Annotated in this window: 14 protein-coding genes; 5 read left to right on the top strand and 9 right to left on the bottom strand. The window is 67.6% G+C overall.

Features of this window, described 5'->3' with window-relative positions; translation table 11 throughout:
• Positions 1-16: 16 nt before the first annotated feature.
• Positions 17-1,432, top strand: coding sequence for a dihydroorotase (locus KF833_03315; protein MBX3744314.1), 1,416 nt, complete (start codon positions 17-19; stop codon positions 1,430-1,432).
• A gap of 56 nt (positions 1,433-1,488) precedes the next feature.
• Positions 1,489-2,289, top strand: a complete 801-nt coding sequence (locus KF833_03310; GenBank protein ID MBX3744313.1) for a DUF1080 domain-containing protein — start codon at positions 1,489-1,491, stop codon at positions 2,287-2,289.
• A 31-nt stretch (positions 2,290-2,320) separates the two neighbouring features.
• On the opposite strand, the gene KF833_03305 is transcribed toward KF833_03310, so the two are convergent.
• Positions 2,321-3,388, bottom strand: a complete 1,068-nt coding sequence (locus tag KF833_03305) for an RsmB/NOP family class I SAM-dependent RNA methyltransferase (GenBank protein MBX3744312.1) — start codon at positions 3,386-3,388, stop codon at positions 2,321-2,323.
• 769 nt (positions 3,389-4,157) lie between these two features.
• On the bottom strand, positions 4,158-5,186 hold the full coding sequence (locus KF833_03300; protein MBX3744311.1) for a hypothetical protein: 1,029 nt from the start codon (positions 5,184-5,186) through the stop codon (positions 4,158-4,160).
• A gap of 138 nt (positions 5,187-5,324) precedes the next feature.
• On the opposite strand from KF833_03300, the gene KF833_03295 reads away from it, so the two are divergent.
• Together KF833_03295 and KF833_03290 are read left to right on the top strand one after the other, a co-directional pair.
• Positions 5,325-6,215, top strand: a complete 891-nt coding sequence (locus KF833_03295) for a hypothetical protein (protein MBX3744310.1) — start codon at positions 5,325-5,327, stop codon at positions 6,213-6,215.
• A gap of 27 nt (positions 6,216-6,242) precedes the next feature.
• Entirely contained in the window at positions 6,243-7,373 is a 1,131-nt protein-coding gene (locus KF833_03290; protein ID MBX3744309.1) for an AAA family ATPase, read from the top strand.
• On the opposite strand, the gene rplI is transcribed toward KF833_03290, so the two are convergent.
• The 7 genes from rplI to KF833_03255 form a co-directional block, all read right to left on the bottom strand.
• On the bottom strand, positions 7,363-7,935 hold the full coding sequence (rplI, locus tag KF833_03285) for a 50S ribosomal protein L9 (protein MBX3744308.1): 573 nt from the start codon (positions 7,933-7,935) through the stop codon (positions 7,363-7,365). The two genes, KF833_03290 and rplI, sit on opposite strands and share 11 nt — an antisense overlap.
• Positions 7,936-7,981: 46 nt before the next feature.
• Positions 7,982-8,503, bottom strand: coding sequence for a single-stranded DNA-binding protein (ssb, locus tag KF833_03280; protein MBX3744307.1), 522 nt, complete (start codon positions 8,501-8,503; stop codon positions 7,982-7,984).
• Between the two features lie 53 nt (positions 8,504-8,556).
• The gene (rpsF, locus tag KF833_03275) at positions 8,557-8,865 is read right to left on the bottom strand and encodes a 30S ribosomal protein S6 (GenBank protein ID MBX3744306.1); all 309 of its coding nucleotides are present in this window, start codon (positions 8,863-8,865) and stop codon (positions 8,557-8,559) included.
• 20 nt (positions 8,866-8,885) lie between these two features.
• Complete coding sequence (pth, locus tag KF833_03270; GenBank protein MBX3744305.1) at positions 8,886-9,470, bottom strand: aminoacyl-tRNA hydrolase; 585 nt, start codon at positions 9,468-9,470, stop codon at positions 8,886-8,888.
• A 32-nt stretch (positions 9,471-9,502) separates the two neighbouring features.
• Positions 9,503-10,093: a 50S ribosomal protein L25 gene (locus KF833_03265; protein ID MBX3744304.1), complete on the bottom strand. Its 591-nt coding sequence runs from the start codon at positions 10,091-10,093 to the stop codon at positions 9,503-9,505.
• A gap of 103 nt (positions 10,094-10,196) precedes the next feature.
• A complete protein-coding gene (locus KF833_03260; GenBank protein ID MBX3744303.1) occupies positions 10,197-11,141 on the bottom strand; it encodes a ribose-phosphate pyrophosphokinase in 945 nt (314 codons plus the stop codon).
• A 226-nt stretch (positions 11,142-11,367) separates the two neighbouring features.
• On the bottom strand, positions 11,368-12,903 hold the full coding sequence (locus KF833_03255; GenBank protein MBX3744302.1) for a Do family serine endopeptidase: 1,536 nt from the start codon (positions 12,901-12,903) through the stop codon (positions 11,368-11,370).
• A 216-nt stretch (positions 12,904-13,119) separates the two neighbouring features.
• Here KF833_03255 and KF833_03250 point away from each other — a divergent pair, with 216 nt between their 5' ends.
• Positions 13,120-14,904 carry a Na+:solute symporter gene (locus KF833_03250; protein ID MBX3744301.1) on the top strand — a complete coding sequence of 595 codons (1,785 nt, stop codon included), beginning with the start codon at positions 13,120-13,122 and terminating at the stop codon, positions 14,902-14,904.
• Positions 14,905-14,911 lie beyond the last annotated feature (7 nt).

Below are 14,911 nucleotides of genomic sequence, written 5' to 3'. Positions count from 1 at the left end.
CCGTAACCTTTCCCCCATGTCCGACCTGCTGCTGCGCGGCGGGCGCCTGATCGACCCCTCCCAAGGCCTCGACGCGACCCGTGACGTGCTCATCCGCGGCGACCGCATCGCAGCCCTGGCGCCCGACCTCTCCGATCATCCCGATGCCCCCCTTGCCACCGTCGTCCATGTCGCCGGCCTCGTCGTCGCCCCAGGCCTGATCGACATCCACGTCCACTTCCGCGAACCCGGCCAGACCGCCAAGGAAACCATCGCCTCCGGAGCCCGATCCGCCGCCCGCGGCGGATTCACGTCCGTGGTCTGCATGCCCAACACCTCCCCGGCCATCGACGATGCCGCCGCCATGGGGCTCGTCCGCGACCGCGCCCGCGAACAGGCCTGCATCCGCGTCTTCGTCGCCGGTGCCATCACCCGCGCCATCGCCGGCCAGGAACTCGCCCCCATCGGCGCCCTCCATCGCGCCGGCATCGTCGCCATCTCCGACGACGGCCACTGCGTCCAGAACGGCGAACTCATGCGCCGCGCCCTCGAATACGCCCGCATGTTCAACCTCCGTGTCATGGACCATTGCCAGGACTACGCCCTCGTCGCCGAAGGCGTCATGCACGAAGGCTACTGGAGCGCCGTCCTCGGCCTCCGCGGCTGGCCCGCCATCGGCGAGGACGCCATCGTCGCCCGCAACATCCTCCTCGCCCGCCTCACCGGCACCCACATCCACTGCCAGCACATCAGCTCCGCCCGCAGCGTCGATCTCATCCGCCGCGCCCGCGACGAAGGCGTCCCCATCTCCGGCGAGGCCTGTCCCCACCACTTCGTCCTCACCGACGCCGCCGTCGCCGGCAGCGACCGCTTCTGGCCGGAGGATGGTGCCTCCCTCTTCTCCGCCCGGCTCATGGAGGACCCCGCAGCCCGCCCCCGCTGGCCCGCCTACGACACCCACTTCAAGATGAATCCCCCCCTTCGCTCGGCCGGCGACCGCGCCGCCGTCCTGAACGGCGTCAAGGACGGCACCCTCGAAATCCTCGCCAGCGACCACGCCCCGCACTGCAACTACGAGAAGGACGTCGAATTCGACTTCGCCCCCTTCGGCATCGTCGGCCTCGAAACCGAACTCGCCCTCGCCCTGACCGAACTCTACCACCCCGGCCACCTCCCCCTCGCCTCCGTCCTCGAACGATTCACCGCCCGCCCCGCCGCCCTCTTCCCCCTCGTCGCCGAGGAAACAGGCACCCCCCTCGGCCGTCTTCAACCCGGCGACCCCGCCGACCTCACCCTCATCGATCCCAATCTCGAGTGGACCTACGACGTCCGCCGCACCGCCAGCAAATCCGCCAACTCCCCCTTCCACGGCTGGCGCCTCAAAGGCCGCGCCGTCGCCACCCTCTGCCGTGGCCGCGTCGTCTGGAGCGAACTGGCCGGACTCGGGGAATAAGCCCGGCTTCCCCGCTTGATCCCCGGCCCCGGTGCGGAAATCATCCCCGCCCCGTCATGAAACTGCACTCGTTCTTGATCCCGGCCGCCCTCCTGGCCTCGACTCTCGCCATGAACGCGGCCGAAAAACCCGGCTATACCGACACCCCCGTCATCACCGGCCAGAAATGGCGCGTCCACGACGCCGAACGCCCCCAACCCCGCACCGTCACCCCGGGCGCCGCCTTCAGTCATGGCGCCCCCGCCCCCTCCGACGCCAAGGTCCTCTTCGACGGCACCGACCTGTCCCTCTGGACCAAGGGCGGTGCCCCCGCCCCCTGGAAGGTCGAGAACGGCTACATGGAGGTCGTCGGCAAAAGCGGTTCCATCGAAACCAAGGACCATTTCGGCAGCTTCCAGCTCCACCTCGAATTCGCCGCCCCCAACCCGCCCGTCGGTGACGGTCAGGCCCGCGCCAACAGCGGAATCTTCCTCCACGGCATCTACGAGATCCAGGTCCTCGACGGCTACCGAAACCCCACCTACGCCGATGGCTCCGTCGGCTCCATCTACGGCCAGTGGCCCCCCCTCGCCCTCGCCGCCAAACCCCCCGGTCAATGGCAGTCCGTGGACATCCTCTTCGAAGCCCCCAGGACCGACCAGGGCCGCGTCCGCGAACCCGCCCACGTCACCGTCATCCTCAACGGCATCGTCGTGCAGCATCGCCAGCCCATCCTCGGCCCCGTCCGCCATCGCGAAGTCGCCGCCTACGACGCCAATACCCCCACCCGCGGCCCCATTGGCCTCCAGGACCACGGCGACCCGGTCCGCTTCCGCAATATCTGGATCCGCCCCCTGGGCGAACACGACCAACCCTGATTCCTGATTCCGGCGCCCCCGCCCGCGCGTCCTACGCGTCCTCCTTCCTCCGCCAACCGGCAACGTACATCCCGTTGCCCCCCCAGCGTTCCGAAGGAAACCACGCCTCGTTCGGCCGGCCCGGTCCGGGTTCCGCCCCCGCGGCAACCGGCCATTCCAGCGGCTCGAACGCCGCATTCCCCGCCTCAAACGCCCGCGCCACCCCGGTCGTCTCCGCCCGGGTCAGGGTGCAGACGGAATACACCAGGCGCCCGCCCGGCTTCACCCCGCGCGACGCCCCCTGCAGCAGCGCCAACTGGCGCCCGGCCAGTTCAGCCACGTCCCGCGGCGTCGTGGTCCAGCGGGCCTGCGGGTTCCGGCGCCACGTCCCCACCCCGCTGCACGGCGCGTCCACCAGCACCCCGTCCATCCGCGGCGTCATCGGGCGTTTCGCCCCCCCCTCCCACACCGCCCAGCGCACATTGAACAGCCCGGCCCGGCCCACCCGCATCCGGAGCCGCTTCAGCCGCCACTCCGCCCGGTCCGTCGCCCACACCACCCCGCGGTTGTCCATCAGATCGGCCATGTGCAATGCCTTGCCTCCCTCGCCGGCACACGCATCCCACCAACTCTCCCCCGCCTTCGGCCCCGCCAGCAGCGTCACCCACTGCGAGGCCACGTCCTGCACCTCGATCCGCCCCCCCTGGAACATCGCACTCCGAAACAAATCCTGCCCCCCGTCATAACGCACCGCCTCGGGCACCAGCGGGCATGGACACGACGCCTCGCCCAGTTCCAGGGCCACGATGGGCCCCTGACCCGGCCGTCCCCGCAGCCACAGCACCGGCTCCTCCTGGAGCAACCGCAGCCAGGCCGGCGTCACCTCCATGTGCTCGTGAATCCAGTCCGGAACGGCCTTCCGCAAGGCCCCTTCACTGAATCGTGCAGGTTCGCGCGCAAACCGTTCCGCCAGCGCATCCGCGGCTTCCATTCGCTCCCGCCAGTCGCTCCGCTCCTCCAGCCATCCCCACCACCGGTACACCCGGAACACCAGCTGCGCCGTCCGCGCCGCCATCTCCCGCGTCAACCCCGGAACCCCCCGCAGCACCTCGCGCAGCACGGCGTCCGCCGGACGCTTCGCCCCCGCCTGCGAAAAAACCCGGATCGCCAGCCCCTCAGGCTGCGGACCCGCCCTGGAAGCCCGTCCCGTCTGCGCGCCCCCAGCCCGGGGTTCCCCCGATTCTCCACCCCGGGAACTCCACCCCCGCGCCCGCGCACCCGTTCCCCGATCTTCCCTCCCCCCTGAACTCCGCCAACGGGGAGCCCTCTCCCGATCCGCGTTCGCCCGTTCCACCCGCCCGCCCCGTTCCCCGTCCCCATCCCAACCCCGTGGCATCCGCGGCTTCCAAGCCGACGAGTCCCGCTCCCCGGATTCCCGCGCGCGGACCGGCCGCCCCCCCGGCCTGCTGCTCCCCTCGCCCGTCGCCCGTACCTTCCAAGCCCCCGCGGGTCGATTCCCGGCAACCCTCGGCTCTCCCTTCCCCTCCACCCCCCGCCAGGGCTTGCGCCCCGCAGAACCCCGACGATCCACGGCACCCCGACGATCCACCGGTCCCCCACGGTCCACGGGTCCCTCACGATCCACGGGTCCCTCACGATCCACGGGTCCCCGCCGATCCACAGGTCCCTGACGACGCATAGGTCCCTTACCACGCACGGGTCCCACGCGACCGAATCCTCCCGCCCCCCCCGCCCCCCCAGTACCGCCCCCGCCACCCGGTCGCCGGGCGGGGGGACGTTTCGACGATCGGGAAGACACCGGACGGCGCGCGTTCATTTCGCCAACCCTGCGAGACACCCGCCTCATCAGGCAAGCTGCCCGGTCCCGCTTATCGGAGATGGGCGGCGAGGTCGCTGATCTGACGGTTGACCCGCCGGTGGGCGGCAAGGCATTCCCCGGAAAGGCCGGCCAGCACCTCTCCCGCAAACGTCACGTACTCGGACCAGACACGACGGATCACCTCGATGCCCGAAGGCGTGATCCGTGCCTGCGTCCTCCGCCCCCCGTCCTTCACCTCCCCAAACTCGACCCACCCCCGGCCCGCCGGTTTGGCTCCGCTGGCATCCCGCCCCCCCATGTCGTCCAACCACCGCGAAAGCAGCGCCGAAGAGGCGGCCATCGAATGCACCAGCGAATCTCGGAGATGCGCCGTGGACATGAACCCGGATGCCGTCAGTCCCTCCCGATGCCTCAGATGGTGTTCGTACAGAAGGACGAGAATGTCCGCCTTCTCCACGGTGAGTTCGGTGCCCCGAAGCGTCATCCGCCCGAGCGGACCCAGCAATCCGCGCGCCGACTTCAGGATGCCATGGAGGATCTCCGCTCGCGACCCCGCACCCTGGGGATGTCCGGAATCGTGATACTCGAGGGCTAGGGTGTTGCGACAGATCTGGTCACAGACCCGCGCATGGTCAGCCAGGTCGGCGTCGCTCGCGCGAACCATGACCCGGCCGGCCAGCCATGCGTACTCGGTCCACAGATCCTCCATCAACCGCTCGCCCTTCTCCGTGTACTCGAACGTCCGAGGCGCCGCGTAGCGCCCGCGCGACGTGGGGCCCAGATGGAGGAGACCCCTCTCTGCAAAGGCCTGGAGAAGTCCGCGCATCCGGGTGGCGCTCACGGCGGTCACCCGGGTGAGGTCCTGACCCGCTTCGGAAGCCGCTCGGGCGCGGGTACGGGCAAAGGGCCCAACCGCCTTCAAATGCGCGAGCTGGAGGTACACGTCTGCGTCGTCGAGCTTCAGATCGTGGCGGCGGACCAGGGATTCCAAGGGCGTCCAGAGATCGCGACGGGCGACGTACAGGGAGCCGAGCGTGGCAACGGCAGGATCGTGGTAGAGCAACGCCAACTCACTCATGCAACGGGGGAGGATGGGCCTGGGCCCACCGTTGACGCAAGCTTCAATCGCCTTATAGAAACCGCATAGATTATGAACTGCAACTTTGTTGCATTTTAACAGTTGACTGTTGGCGTTTGAGGCGGCAGGTTGCCGGCCATGGCAACGCTGCATCAAGCCTCCACAGACCCTCTCCTGGAAGCCGGTCCCGACGCCTCCGATCTCCTGTCGGGTAGAGAACTCCTCCTCGACCTGTTGGACAGCCCGGAATTCAGAAGACGGCAGATCGCCGCCTCACCGCGCCCCGTCCCATTGAACCACCCCCTGCTCCGCAGGTCGCCGGGGCGCCTGCGCCCGCGATCCGTCCTCTATTACCCTTCCTGCGGTCACGACTGGGCACCCCTTCTGCGCCCGGAGTTCCAAGGCAACCCGAAGGGACCGCCTGCGATCGACACGTTCGTCTACTGCGATCACTACATGGACCAGGAAACCATCCTCGCTCACCTGATCAGCGAACAAAAGCCACTCCGGCGCGGCGGCCTCTGGATCGAGTCCTTCAGCGCCATCCCGCCTGAACAGGTCGCATCGCTGAACCGCGTCGAGGATTCCCCGGTCGCGTTGCCAATCGGGTCGGGTTCGCATCGCCCGGTCCCGTGGGGATGGCACGTCCGGTTGATGCGCCATGTCGGGGAGAAGTCCCGCTTCATCGAACTCCTGTACCTCAGCGCCGAAGGCGTTGCCACCTACTGGAACTTGTTCGCCCGGTATCGCCGCGCCCCCACCGTGCTCTGCCGCAAGCGCCCCGCGACGCACGCGTACCACTGGACTGGACCCGTGGGCCTCCTCCAGCAAACCAGTGGATCAACCGCGCCGTTCCTGATCACAACCGATTCGTCCCGGGAGGAAGGCGCACCGTGGACCGCGCCTTGGGGCGAATTCCACGACTGGGATTCGGTCAATGAGTCGGGTGGCTACAAGGACCAGGTGTGGGGGTTCCGCCTGCCCGAGGTGCCTCCTGCGAGAGGGGCGGTCCACGCCAAGGCGACCTGAGCATGGATCCCTCCGGATCGGCCTTTTATGGGAACTACCCACGATGACTTCCTCTCGGTCGAAATTGACCGCCTGGAGCGCGAACACGGCATCTTTCGCGCCCCCGTGATCGAGTACTTCCGGCACCGCTCGTTCCACACCCGCGCCGTATTTGCCGAATGGGACGAGGAACGGATGCTTCGCGAGCTGAAGGCCCAAGTCTATCGGTCCGAGGTGGTTCTCGAAGGTCTCGGGGAGACCTCCATCCCGAGATCGACCCGCGTCGTCCTCTTTCGATTCGAACCGGATGTCTTCGGGGTCCTGGAAAGATCCAGCCTCTTCGTCTACGCCGGTGACGCGGAACGGGCGGAAGATCTGGCGACGAGGCTGCGCGACGAGTTCACCCGCCCGACGCCGCCGACGGTGCCGGGGTTCCACCTCCTGAGCACGCAGCATGGCCACGTCAGCACGCAACACGTGCCGGTCGGGGTCACCGAACCGATGGAACCCGCGTCCCTCGCACTCCACTACGGCGAGGACATGATCGAGTTCGAGAAATCGTTCACCAAGGCACTCGAGAAGGGGGTTCGCGGCGTCTCCATCTTCCGGGGTGAGCCGGGTACGGGCAAGACGACCTACATCCGCCACCTGATGGCAAGGTTCCGGGAAAGTCACCGGTTCTACTATCTTCCCATCCATGCCCACCTGTCCCTGGGGGCACCCTCCATGGTGGACTTCTGGACCGGGGAGTTGAAGGCGCACCCCGGTGCCAACCGTGTCGTCGTGCTCGAGGATGCCGAGGAATCGCTGATGAACCGGGGCCCGGGCAACAAGGAGCAAGTCTCAACCCTGCTGAATGTGGCCGATGGCCTGCTGGGTGAAATGCTCCGTGTCCACCTGATCTGCACGGTGAACTGCCCGATGGAGCGGCTCGATCCGGCAATCATCCGCCCCGGCCGCCTGGTGGCCAGTCGCGAGTTTCGGCGAATGAATTCAGCCGACGCCAGACGCCTCGCCGAAACCCGCAGGCTGCACCTCCCCCCACAGGCCGACTACTCCCTGGCCGAGATCTACGCCACCGCGCCACTCGGATCCCCAGTGCCCGCACCCCCCGCGATCCTGGGCTTCGCCCCCCCGGAAACAACCCCCAAAGGACCGCGCGGCCCGGTCACTTCCTAAACTTGTCGGGGCCCCGCGCTCCCCGAGCCGGACGCTCGCCTTTCGCGGCCGCCTCCTTGTCCTTGCCCGCCTTGGCCGGGTCCTCCTCCTGCTTCGGCGGCAGCGGTGTCGAACTTTCCACCAACACCTTCATGGTCACCACGACCTCAGGGTGCAGGCGCAGTTCGACCTCGTGATCGCCCAGCGTCCGGATCGGGTGCTCAATGTGGATCTTCTTCTTGTCCACCACCGCGTCGAACTGGTTCTTCAGCTCGTCCACGATCAGGCCCGAGGTCACCCCGCCAAACATCCGCCCGTCCTCACCCGTCTTGACCTTGAGGTGCAGGATCAGCTTCGACATGCTCCGGCCCAGCTCGCTCATCGCGTTCAGCTCGTTCGCCTCGCGCTCGCCCCGACGCTGCTTCAACACCTCCAGGCGACGCTTGTTCGCCGCCGTCAGCGGGATCGCCAGTCCCCGCGGATAAAGAAAATTGCGCGCGTATCCGGGCGCCACCTTGACGTGGTCCGTTTCGGCCCCGAGTCCGACGACGTTCTGGATGAGGATGACTTCGGTCTTCGACATGGTATGCAGAGGTTGCGCTATCGCGATTCTAGGATTCGAAAGGAACTCAAAAGGGAACATCATCGACCTCGCCCTGAGGCCCGTCCCCACCGTCCGATGGTGCCGGCGCAGAACGCTGTGCCCGGGGGGGAGGGGACGCCGACGAAGCCCCGGATCCCATCGAACCGCCCATCGAACCGCCCATCGGACCGCCCATCGAGCCTCCCGTCGGACCGCCGCCTCCCTCCCCCGACCGCGGCCCGCCGACAAATTGAAACCCCTCCATCACCACCCGCAGCTTCGACACCTTCTGGCCCGTGTTCTTGTCATCCCACTGGTCCAGCTTGAGACGCCCCTCCACAAACAGTGGACTGCCCTTCCGGAGATACTGCCCGATCAACTCCGCCTGCTTGCCCCAGGCATCCACGTCGATGAAGGTGACCTCCTCCCGGCTCTCGCCGCTTTCGGTCTTGTAGGAACGATTAACCGCAAGGCCGATCCGGGCCACCGCCTGCCCCTTCGGCGTGAATCGCAGCTCCGGATCCCGGGTGAGATTCCCCAGCAGGATCACCTTGTTGAAGCTGGCCATGGCCGTGCCGTGGTTCAGGTCTGGGACGCAGTCGGGAATGCCCGTGGCGAGGCCTAGGCCGCGACGCCCGCCACCGCGCCGGCCTCCGTGAACACCACCCGGTACACGTCGTCGTTCAACCGGAACTTCCCCCGCAGCGGCGCCAGGACCCCCGCCTCGGCCTCGAAAATAAAGTTCACGTAAAAGCCCGACTGGTACTTGCGATGCGGAGCCCGGGCGAACTGCCGCTTGTCCATCTTCTGCACCGTCTCAACCTTCCCGCCAGCCCCCGTGATCTCCGCGGTGATCTGGTCGATGATGTCCTTCACACCCTCTTCCTTGCCCGCCGTGTTCAGGATGAACAGACCTTCGTATCGTTTCACAGTGTTGTCCTCTCTCGCTCTCAATCGATCGACCCGTTGTACCGGGCCATCGCCTTCTCAATGCCTTCGTCCAGCCAGCAGGTCATCTGGGCCACCGCCCGCGTGATCACCCGCTCCATTACTTCCCACTCCAGGACCGTGAACCGGCCCAGCACATAGTTCGAAATCTGTCGCTGCTCCGGATCGGCCCGGCCAATCCCCAACCGCAAACGCGCGTACCCGCGCGTCCCCAGATGCGCCTCCACCGAGGCCAGCCCGCGATGCCCCCCGCCGCTCCCATCCGGCCGCATCCGCAGCGACCCCAGCGGCAGATCCGCATCGTCCACCACCACCAGCATCCGGCCCACCGGCACCCGGTAATACCGGGCCACCGCCCCCACCGCCCGGCCGCTCACGTTCATGTACGTCAGCGGCCGCACCAGCCATACCCCGGCATCCCCCCGATCCGCCCGCCCCATCCATGACTCGAACCGTCCCTCCACGCTCCCCGCCACACCCCATGCCCGGGCCAGCGCCTCCACCGCCAGAAACCCCGCGTTGTGCCGCGTCCGCTCATATTCCGTCCCCGGATTCCCGAGGCCCGCGATCAGATGCGGCTCCGTCACCAGGCTCCCTCGTCACGCACCGCAACATTGCCCTACTTCTCGTCGCCCTTCTTCTCCTTGATCATCTCGACCTCGCCCGCCGGCGTCGCTTCTCCCGCCGCAGCCTCCTCAGTCTCCGTCTTCGGCGCCGACACCGCCAGCACCGGCACCTTCTTGTCCCCCAGCAACTCCACGCCCGGCGGCACCGGCAGCTCCCCGAGATGCAACACCTGGCCGACACCCATTTCGCTGACGTCCACCTCGAACACCAACGGCAGATCCGCCGGCAGGGCCCGCACCTTCACCTTGAACAACACGTGCTCCAGCACGCCGCCGTTCTTCACCCCGACGGGGGTGCCCGTGGTCTCCAGGGGCACCGTCACCGTCACCTGCTCGTCCGCAGCCACCTCGTGGAAGTCGATGTGCAACACCTTCCCGGTCAGCGGATCGTGCTGGACGTCATGCACCAGCGCCAGCCGCTGGTCGCCCTGCCCGTCGATCGCCAGATCCACCAGGATGTTCTCGGAGGCGGAATGCGCGATCAGCTTGTCCAGCTCGCGCTGATTCAACTCCAAACTCTGCGCCACCCGCTGGCGCCCGTAGATCACCGTCGGAATGCGACCCGACGCCCGAAGATGTTTCACGGCGTTGCGGCCTGTCACGGCCCGCGGATACGCGGTCAAGGGAACCGATTTCATTGCGTCTGCTGCTCTCTTCGGCTGCTCTCTTCGAGGGGCCCCCAGCGCCTTAGCTGGTCCGCCCACCCTGAAACTCAAATAGTGAGGTCACCGACGAATTACTGTGAATTCGCTTGATGGCCTCCCCCAGCAAGCCCGCCACCGACAAGGTGGTGAGCTTGAAGCCGCTGTAAGCGGGGCGGGGGACCGTATCAGTGGTGATCAGTTCGTCAATATTGGATTTGCGGAGCCGCTCCACCGCCAGCTCCGTCAACAGCGCATGCGACACGCATGCGAAGATCTGCTTCGCCCCCCTCGACTCCAATAGCGCCGCCGCCGCCGCCAGTGTCCCCGCCGTCTCCGTCAGGTCGTCCACCATCAGCACCGTCTTCCCACGGATCTCCCCGATCACTGTCATCGAGTCCACCTCCGTGGCGCTCCGCCTCCGCTTCGCCACAATCGCCAACCCCCCCCCCAGCACCTGCGAATACGCATGCGCCATCTTGATCCCCCCCACGTCCGGACTCACCACCACCAGGTTCTTCAGGCTCTTCTTGCGGATGTACTCGTACATCACCGGCGCCGCGTACAGATGGTCCACCGGGATGTCGAAGAACCCCTGGATCTGCTGCGCGTGCAGATCCATCGTCAATACCCGGTGCGCCCCCGCCGCCACGATCAGATTCGCCACCAGCTTCGCCGTGATCGGCACCCGCGGCTGATCCTTCCGATCCTGCCTCGCATACCCGTAAAACGGTATCACCGCCGTGATCCGCGTCGCGCTCGCCCGCCGCAGCGCGTCGATCATGATGAACATCTCCATCAGGTTGTGGTTCGTCGGCGGACACGTGGACTGCACCACGAACACATCCTCCCCGCGCACGTTCTCCTCGATCTTCACGAACGTCTCCCCGTCGGGAAACTGGTTGCACACCGACCGGCCGAGCTCGACCCCGATCCCGGCACAGATGGCCTCCGCCAATGCCCGATTCGAATTGCCGCTGAAGATCTTCACAAGGAGTTGTTCGGGTGATTCCGCGCCCTCGCCGGTCCACAACCGGAACGCTCACGCGCCCCGCCTGCTCCCGCAGCCTCGGAAACGCCGGACGGTAAGCACCGTCAGCCCCCCGGCCAAGCCGTTTGTCACCGGACCGCCACACAGACCGGCTCCCACGTATGGCCAAACGCCAAGGGCCGGCGGATGTCTCCATCCGCCGGCCCAAAACGAAAACAACGCCCCTTCAACCCTGCCGCCGCTCATCCACCCCCAGAAACAGGGTCCCGCCCTCCCGCCAGATCCGCAGCAGGATCCGCGCGTTCTCCAACCCCTGCACCGCCTCGATGGCCGCTTCCGCGTCCCGCACGGACCGACGGTTGATCTCCCGGATCACATCCCCTTCCCGCAACCCCGCGGCCGCCGCCGCCGACTCCCCATCCACCCCCGTCACCAGGGCGCCGGTCACGTCCCGGGGAATGCGATACTGCTGCCTCAGATTGGCCGTCAGGTCGGCCACCACCACCCCCTGCAACCCCCCGATGTCGGCGGCCGACGCCGGACCTCCCCGCCCGCCAAGCCCCGCCAGTTGCCGGCTTTCCGACCGCTCTTCCAGCACCACGCTGACCTCCCGCGGCTTCCCGTCCCGGTACAACCCCACCGTCACCTCCTTCGCGGGCGGCGTCTGCCCCACCAGCAGGGTCAGATGGCGTCCGTCCCGAACCTCCCTGCCGTCGAAGGTCCGGATCACGTCGCCGGATTGAATGCCACTGCGCTCGGCCGGACTCCGCGGCGTCACTTCGGCCACCAGCGCCCCCGTGGTGCTCCCCTCGGGCAAACCGAACTGCTCCGCCAGCATCGGATTCAATCCCTGGATGTTCACCCCGAGAAATCCCCGCACCACCCGCCCGTGTTCCACCAATCCCTCCAGAACACTTCGCGCCAGATTCGACGGGACTGCAAACCCGACGCCGTTGTTCCCGCCCCCGCTGCTGACAATCGCGGTGTTGATCCCGATCAACCGGCCCGCCACATCCACCAGGGCCCCTCCCGAGTTGCCGGGATTGATGGCCGCATCGGTCTGAATGAAGTCCTGGTACTGCAACCCCACCGGCCGGGCCGTCAACGCCCGCCCCGTCGCCCCGACAATCCCCATGGTCACCGTCTGCCCCACGCCAAACGGGTTGCCGATCGCCAGCACCACATCTCCCACCTCCACCCCGTCGCTGTCCCCCAGGCGGATCGCCGCCAGCCCGTTCGCCTCGATCTTCAGCACCGCCAGGTCCGATTGCGGATCGCGCCCCACCACCTTCGCGACAAACTCCTTCCCGTCCGGATTCAACGTCACCGTGATCGCATCCGCCCCCTCAATCACATGGTTGTTGGTCAGGATGTAGCCGTCCTCCGTCACAATCACCCCGGACCCCAACCCGTGCTGCCGCGGCGTGATCATCGGCCGCCCGGGACCCCCCGGAAACCGGTCCCCGAAAAACTCCCGGAACCACGGATGCATCTCCGGCGCCGGACCCCGTCCCTCGACCCGCCTCGGACGGGTCTCGGTCGAAATGCTCACCACGCTCGGCGTCACCTCCCGCACCACCGGCGCGAAGGTCACCTTCAGGCTCGCCGCCCCTTCCCCGGGCCGCCTCCCTTCGTCCACCACCAGTTTCAAGCCAGCCGGTTTTCCGTCGCTGCCCGCCCCGGACTTCTGCGTGAAGGCGATGCCGCCCGCAGCGGCCAGCAGCAAGCCCGCCAGCAACGCCACCCGGGCGGGCCTGTTCATCCATCGATATCCATTCATCTCGGTTCCTTTCATTAACGATGCGTTCTTGTCCTCCAAACAGGGCCGCATCGTGCGCAACCGGCCCTGAACAACCCCTTTCCCAATCATTACCAATCCGTAAGAACCCCCCCCCTGCCCATCCCGCCCGCGATTCCGACGATCCCGGTCTTGGCAACCGCACCCGCCTTCCGGTTAGCCTCCGCACGCCCTCACACCATGCGCCTCGCCTCCCTCGACTGGCTCGTCATCGGCCTCTTCTTTGCCCTGTACCTCGGAATCGGCTTCGGCGTCGCCCGCCGCGCCGGCAGGAGCTTCGGCTCGTTCTTTCTCGGCGGTCGCACCATGCCCTGGTGGCTCCTCGGCTTCTCCATGGTCGCCACCACCTTCGCCACCGACACCCCCAACCTCGTCACCCAGATCGTCCGGACCAGCGCCGTCTTCGGAAACTGGCAGTGGTGGGCCTTCCTCCTCTCCGGCCTCGTCACCGTCTTCTTCTTCGCCAAACTCTGGCGCCGCTCCGGCGTCCTCACCGACATCGAGTTCAACGAACTCCGCTACTCCGGCCGCCCGGCCGCCGCCCTCCGCGGATTCCGCGCCATCTACCTCGGCGTCATCTTCAACACCATCGTCATGGCCAATGTCACCCTCGCCGCCATCAAGATCGGCGCCGTGATGCTCGGCCTCTCCCCCCTCCAGACCATCCTCATCGCCGCCACCATCACCGCCCTCTACTCCAGTGCCGGCGGCCTCACCGGCGTCGTCATCACCGACCTCATCCAGTTCACCGTCGCCATGGGCGGCGCCCTCGCCGCCGCCTTCTACCTCGTCGGCCTCCCCGAGGTCGGCGGCTGGTCCAGTCTCATCGCCCGCCCCGAGGTCCAGTCCCTCCTCCCCGTCCTCCCCACTTTCTCCACCGTCCCCTGGGATGTCCTTGCCGCCGTCTTCCTCATGCCCCTCGCCATTCAATGGTGGGCCACCTACTACCCGGGCTCCGAACCCGGCGGCGGCGGCTACGTGGTCCAACGCGTCCTCGCCGCACGCAACGAACGCCACGCCGCCGGTGCCGCCCTCCTCTTCAACCTCCTCCACTACGCCGTCCGTCCCTGGCCCTGGATCGTCATCGCCCTCGCCTCCCTCGCCGTGTTCCCCAACCTCGACGCCATCCAGGAGCGGTTCCCCACCCTCAACCCCGCCATCCTCGGCCACGACCTCGCCTACCCGGCCATGCTCACCTTCCTCCCCGCCGGCCTCCTCGGCATCGTGGTCGCCTCCCTCATCGCCGCCTACATGTCCACCATGTCCACCCAGCTCAACTGGGGCTCCTCCATCCTCGTCAATGACCTCTACCGGCGCTTCCTCCGACCCCAGGCCTCCGAACACGACCTCGTCCGGACCGGTCGCGCCGCCACCGCCGCCCTCATGCTCCTCGCCTGCCTCGTCGCCCTCTACCTCGACAGCGCCCTCCAGTCCTTCCAGCTCCTCCTCCAGATCGGCGCCGGCACCGGCCTCCTCTTCGCCCTCCGCTGGTTCTGGTGGCGCATCAATGCCCTCACCGAAATCGTCGCCATGATCGTCTCGTTCCTCGTCGCCGTCGTCCTCCACGTCGGCCATGGCTTCGGCCTCGGCGCCGCTTCCCAGCTCCTCCTCGGCGTCGCCATCACCACCGTCGCCTGGGTCGCCGCCGCCTTCCTCACCCCCCCCACCGACGAATCCCGCCTCCGCGCCTTCTATCGCCAGGTCCAGCCCGGCGGCCCCGGCTGGTCCGCCGTCCTCCACCGCGCCCGTCGCGACGGCACCGCCCTCGAGACCCCGGGACATACCCCCGACTTCGCCCTCGCCCTCATCGGCACCCTCTCCGGCCTCGCCGCCATCTGGGGTCTCCTCTTCACCCTCGGGGCCCTCCTCTACGGCCAGACGGGAGCCCTCATCGGCTGCGGTCTCCTCACCGCCGCCGGCGCCGCCGGCCTGGTCTGGGTCTGGCCCCGGTTGTCCTTCCGCTAGCCCCACT

The organism is Verrucomicrobiia bacterium, assembly GCA_019634625.1.
Lineage (GTDB): Bacteria > Verrucomicrobiota > Verrucomicrobiia > Limisphaerales > CAIMTB01 > CAIMTB01.
Note: the sequence above shows the minus strand (reverse complement) of the source record. Positions and strands in the feature narration are given on the sequence as shown.

Bases quoted from the DNA above. Each gene is read 5' to 3' on its own strand.
- KF833_03250 (MBX3744301.1), top strand. From the start codon at position 13,120: ATGCGCCTCGCCTCCCTCGACTGGCTCGTCATCGGCCTCTTCTTTGCC.
- rplI (MBX3744308.1), bottom strand. From the start codon at position 7,935: ATGTCGAAGACCGAAGTCATCCTCATCCAGAACGTCGTCGGACTCGGG.
- KF833_03310 (MBX3744313.1), top strand. From the start codon at position 1,489: ATGAAACTGCACTCGTTCTTGATCCCGGCCGCCCTCCTGGCCTCGACT.
- KF833_03315 (MBX3744314.1), top strand. From the start codon at position 17: ATGTCCGACCTGCTGCTGCGCGGCGGGCGCCTGATCGACCCCTCCCAA.
- KF833_03295 (MBX3744310.1), top strand. From the start codon at position 5,325: ATGGCAACGCTGCATCAAGCCTCCACAGACCCTCTCCTGGAAGCCGGT.
- KF833_03290 (MBX3744309.1), top strand. From the start codon at position 6,243: ATGGGAACTACCCACGATGACTTCCTCTCGGTCGAAATTGACCGCCTG.
- KF833_03255 (MBX3744302.1), bottom strand. From the start codon at position 12,903: ATGAACAGGCCCGCCCGGGTGGCGTTGCTGGCGGGCTTGCTGCTGGCC.
- KF833_03300 (MBX3744311.1), bottom strand. From the start codon at position 5,186: ATGAGTGAGTTGGCGTTGCTCTACCACGATCCTGCCGTTGCCACGCTC.
- ssb (MBX3744307.1), bottom strand. From the start codon at position 8,503: ATGGCCAGCTTCAACAAGGTGATCCTGCTGGGGAATCTCACCCGGGAT.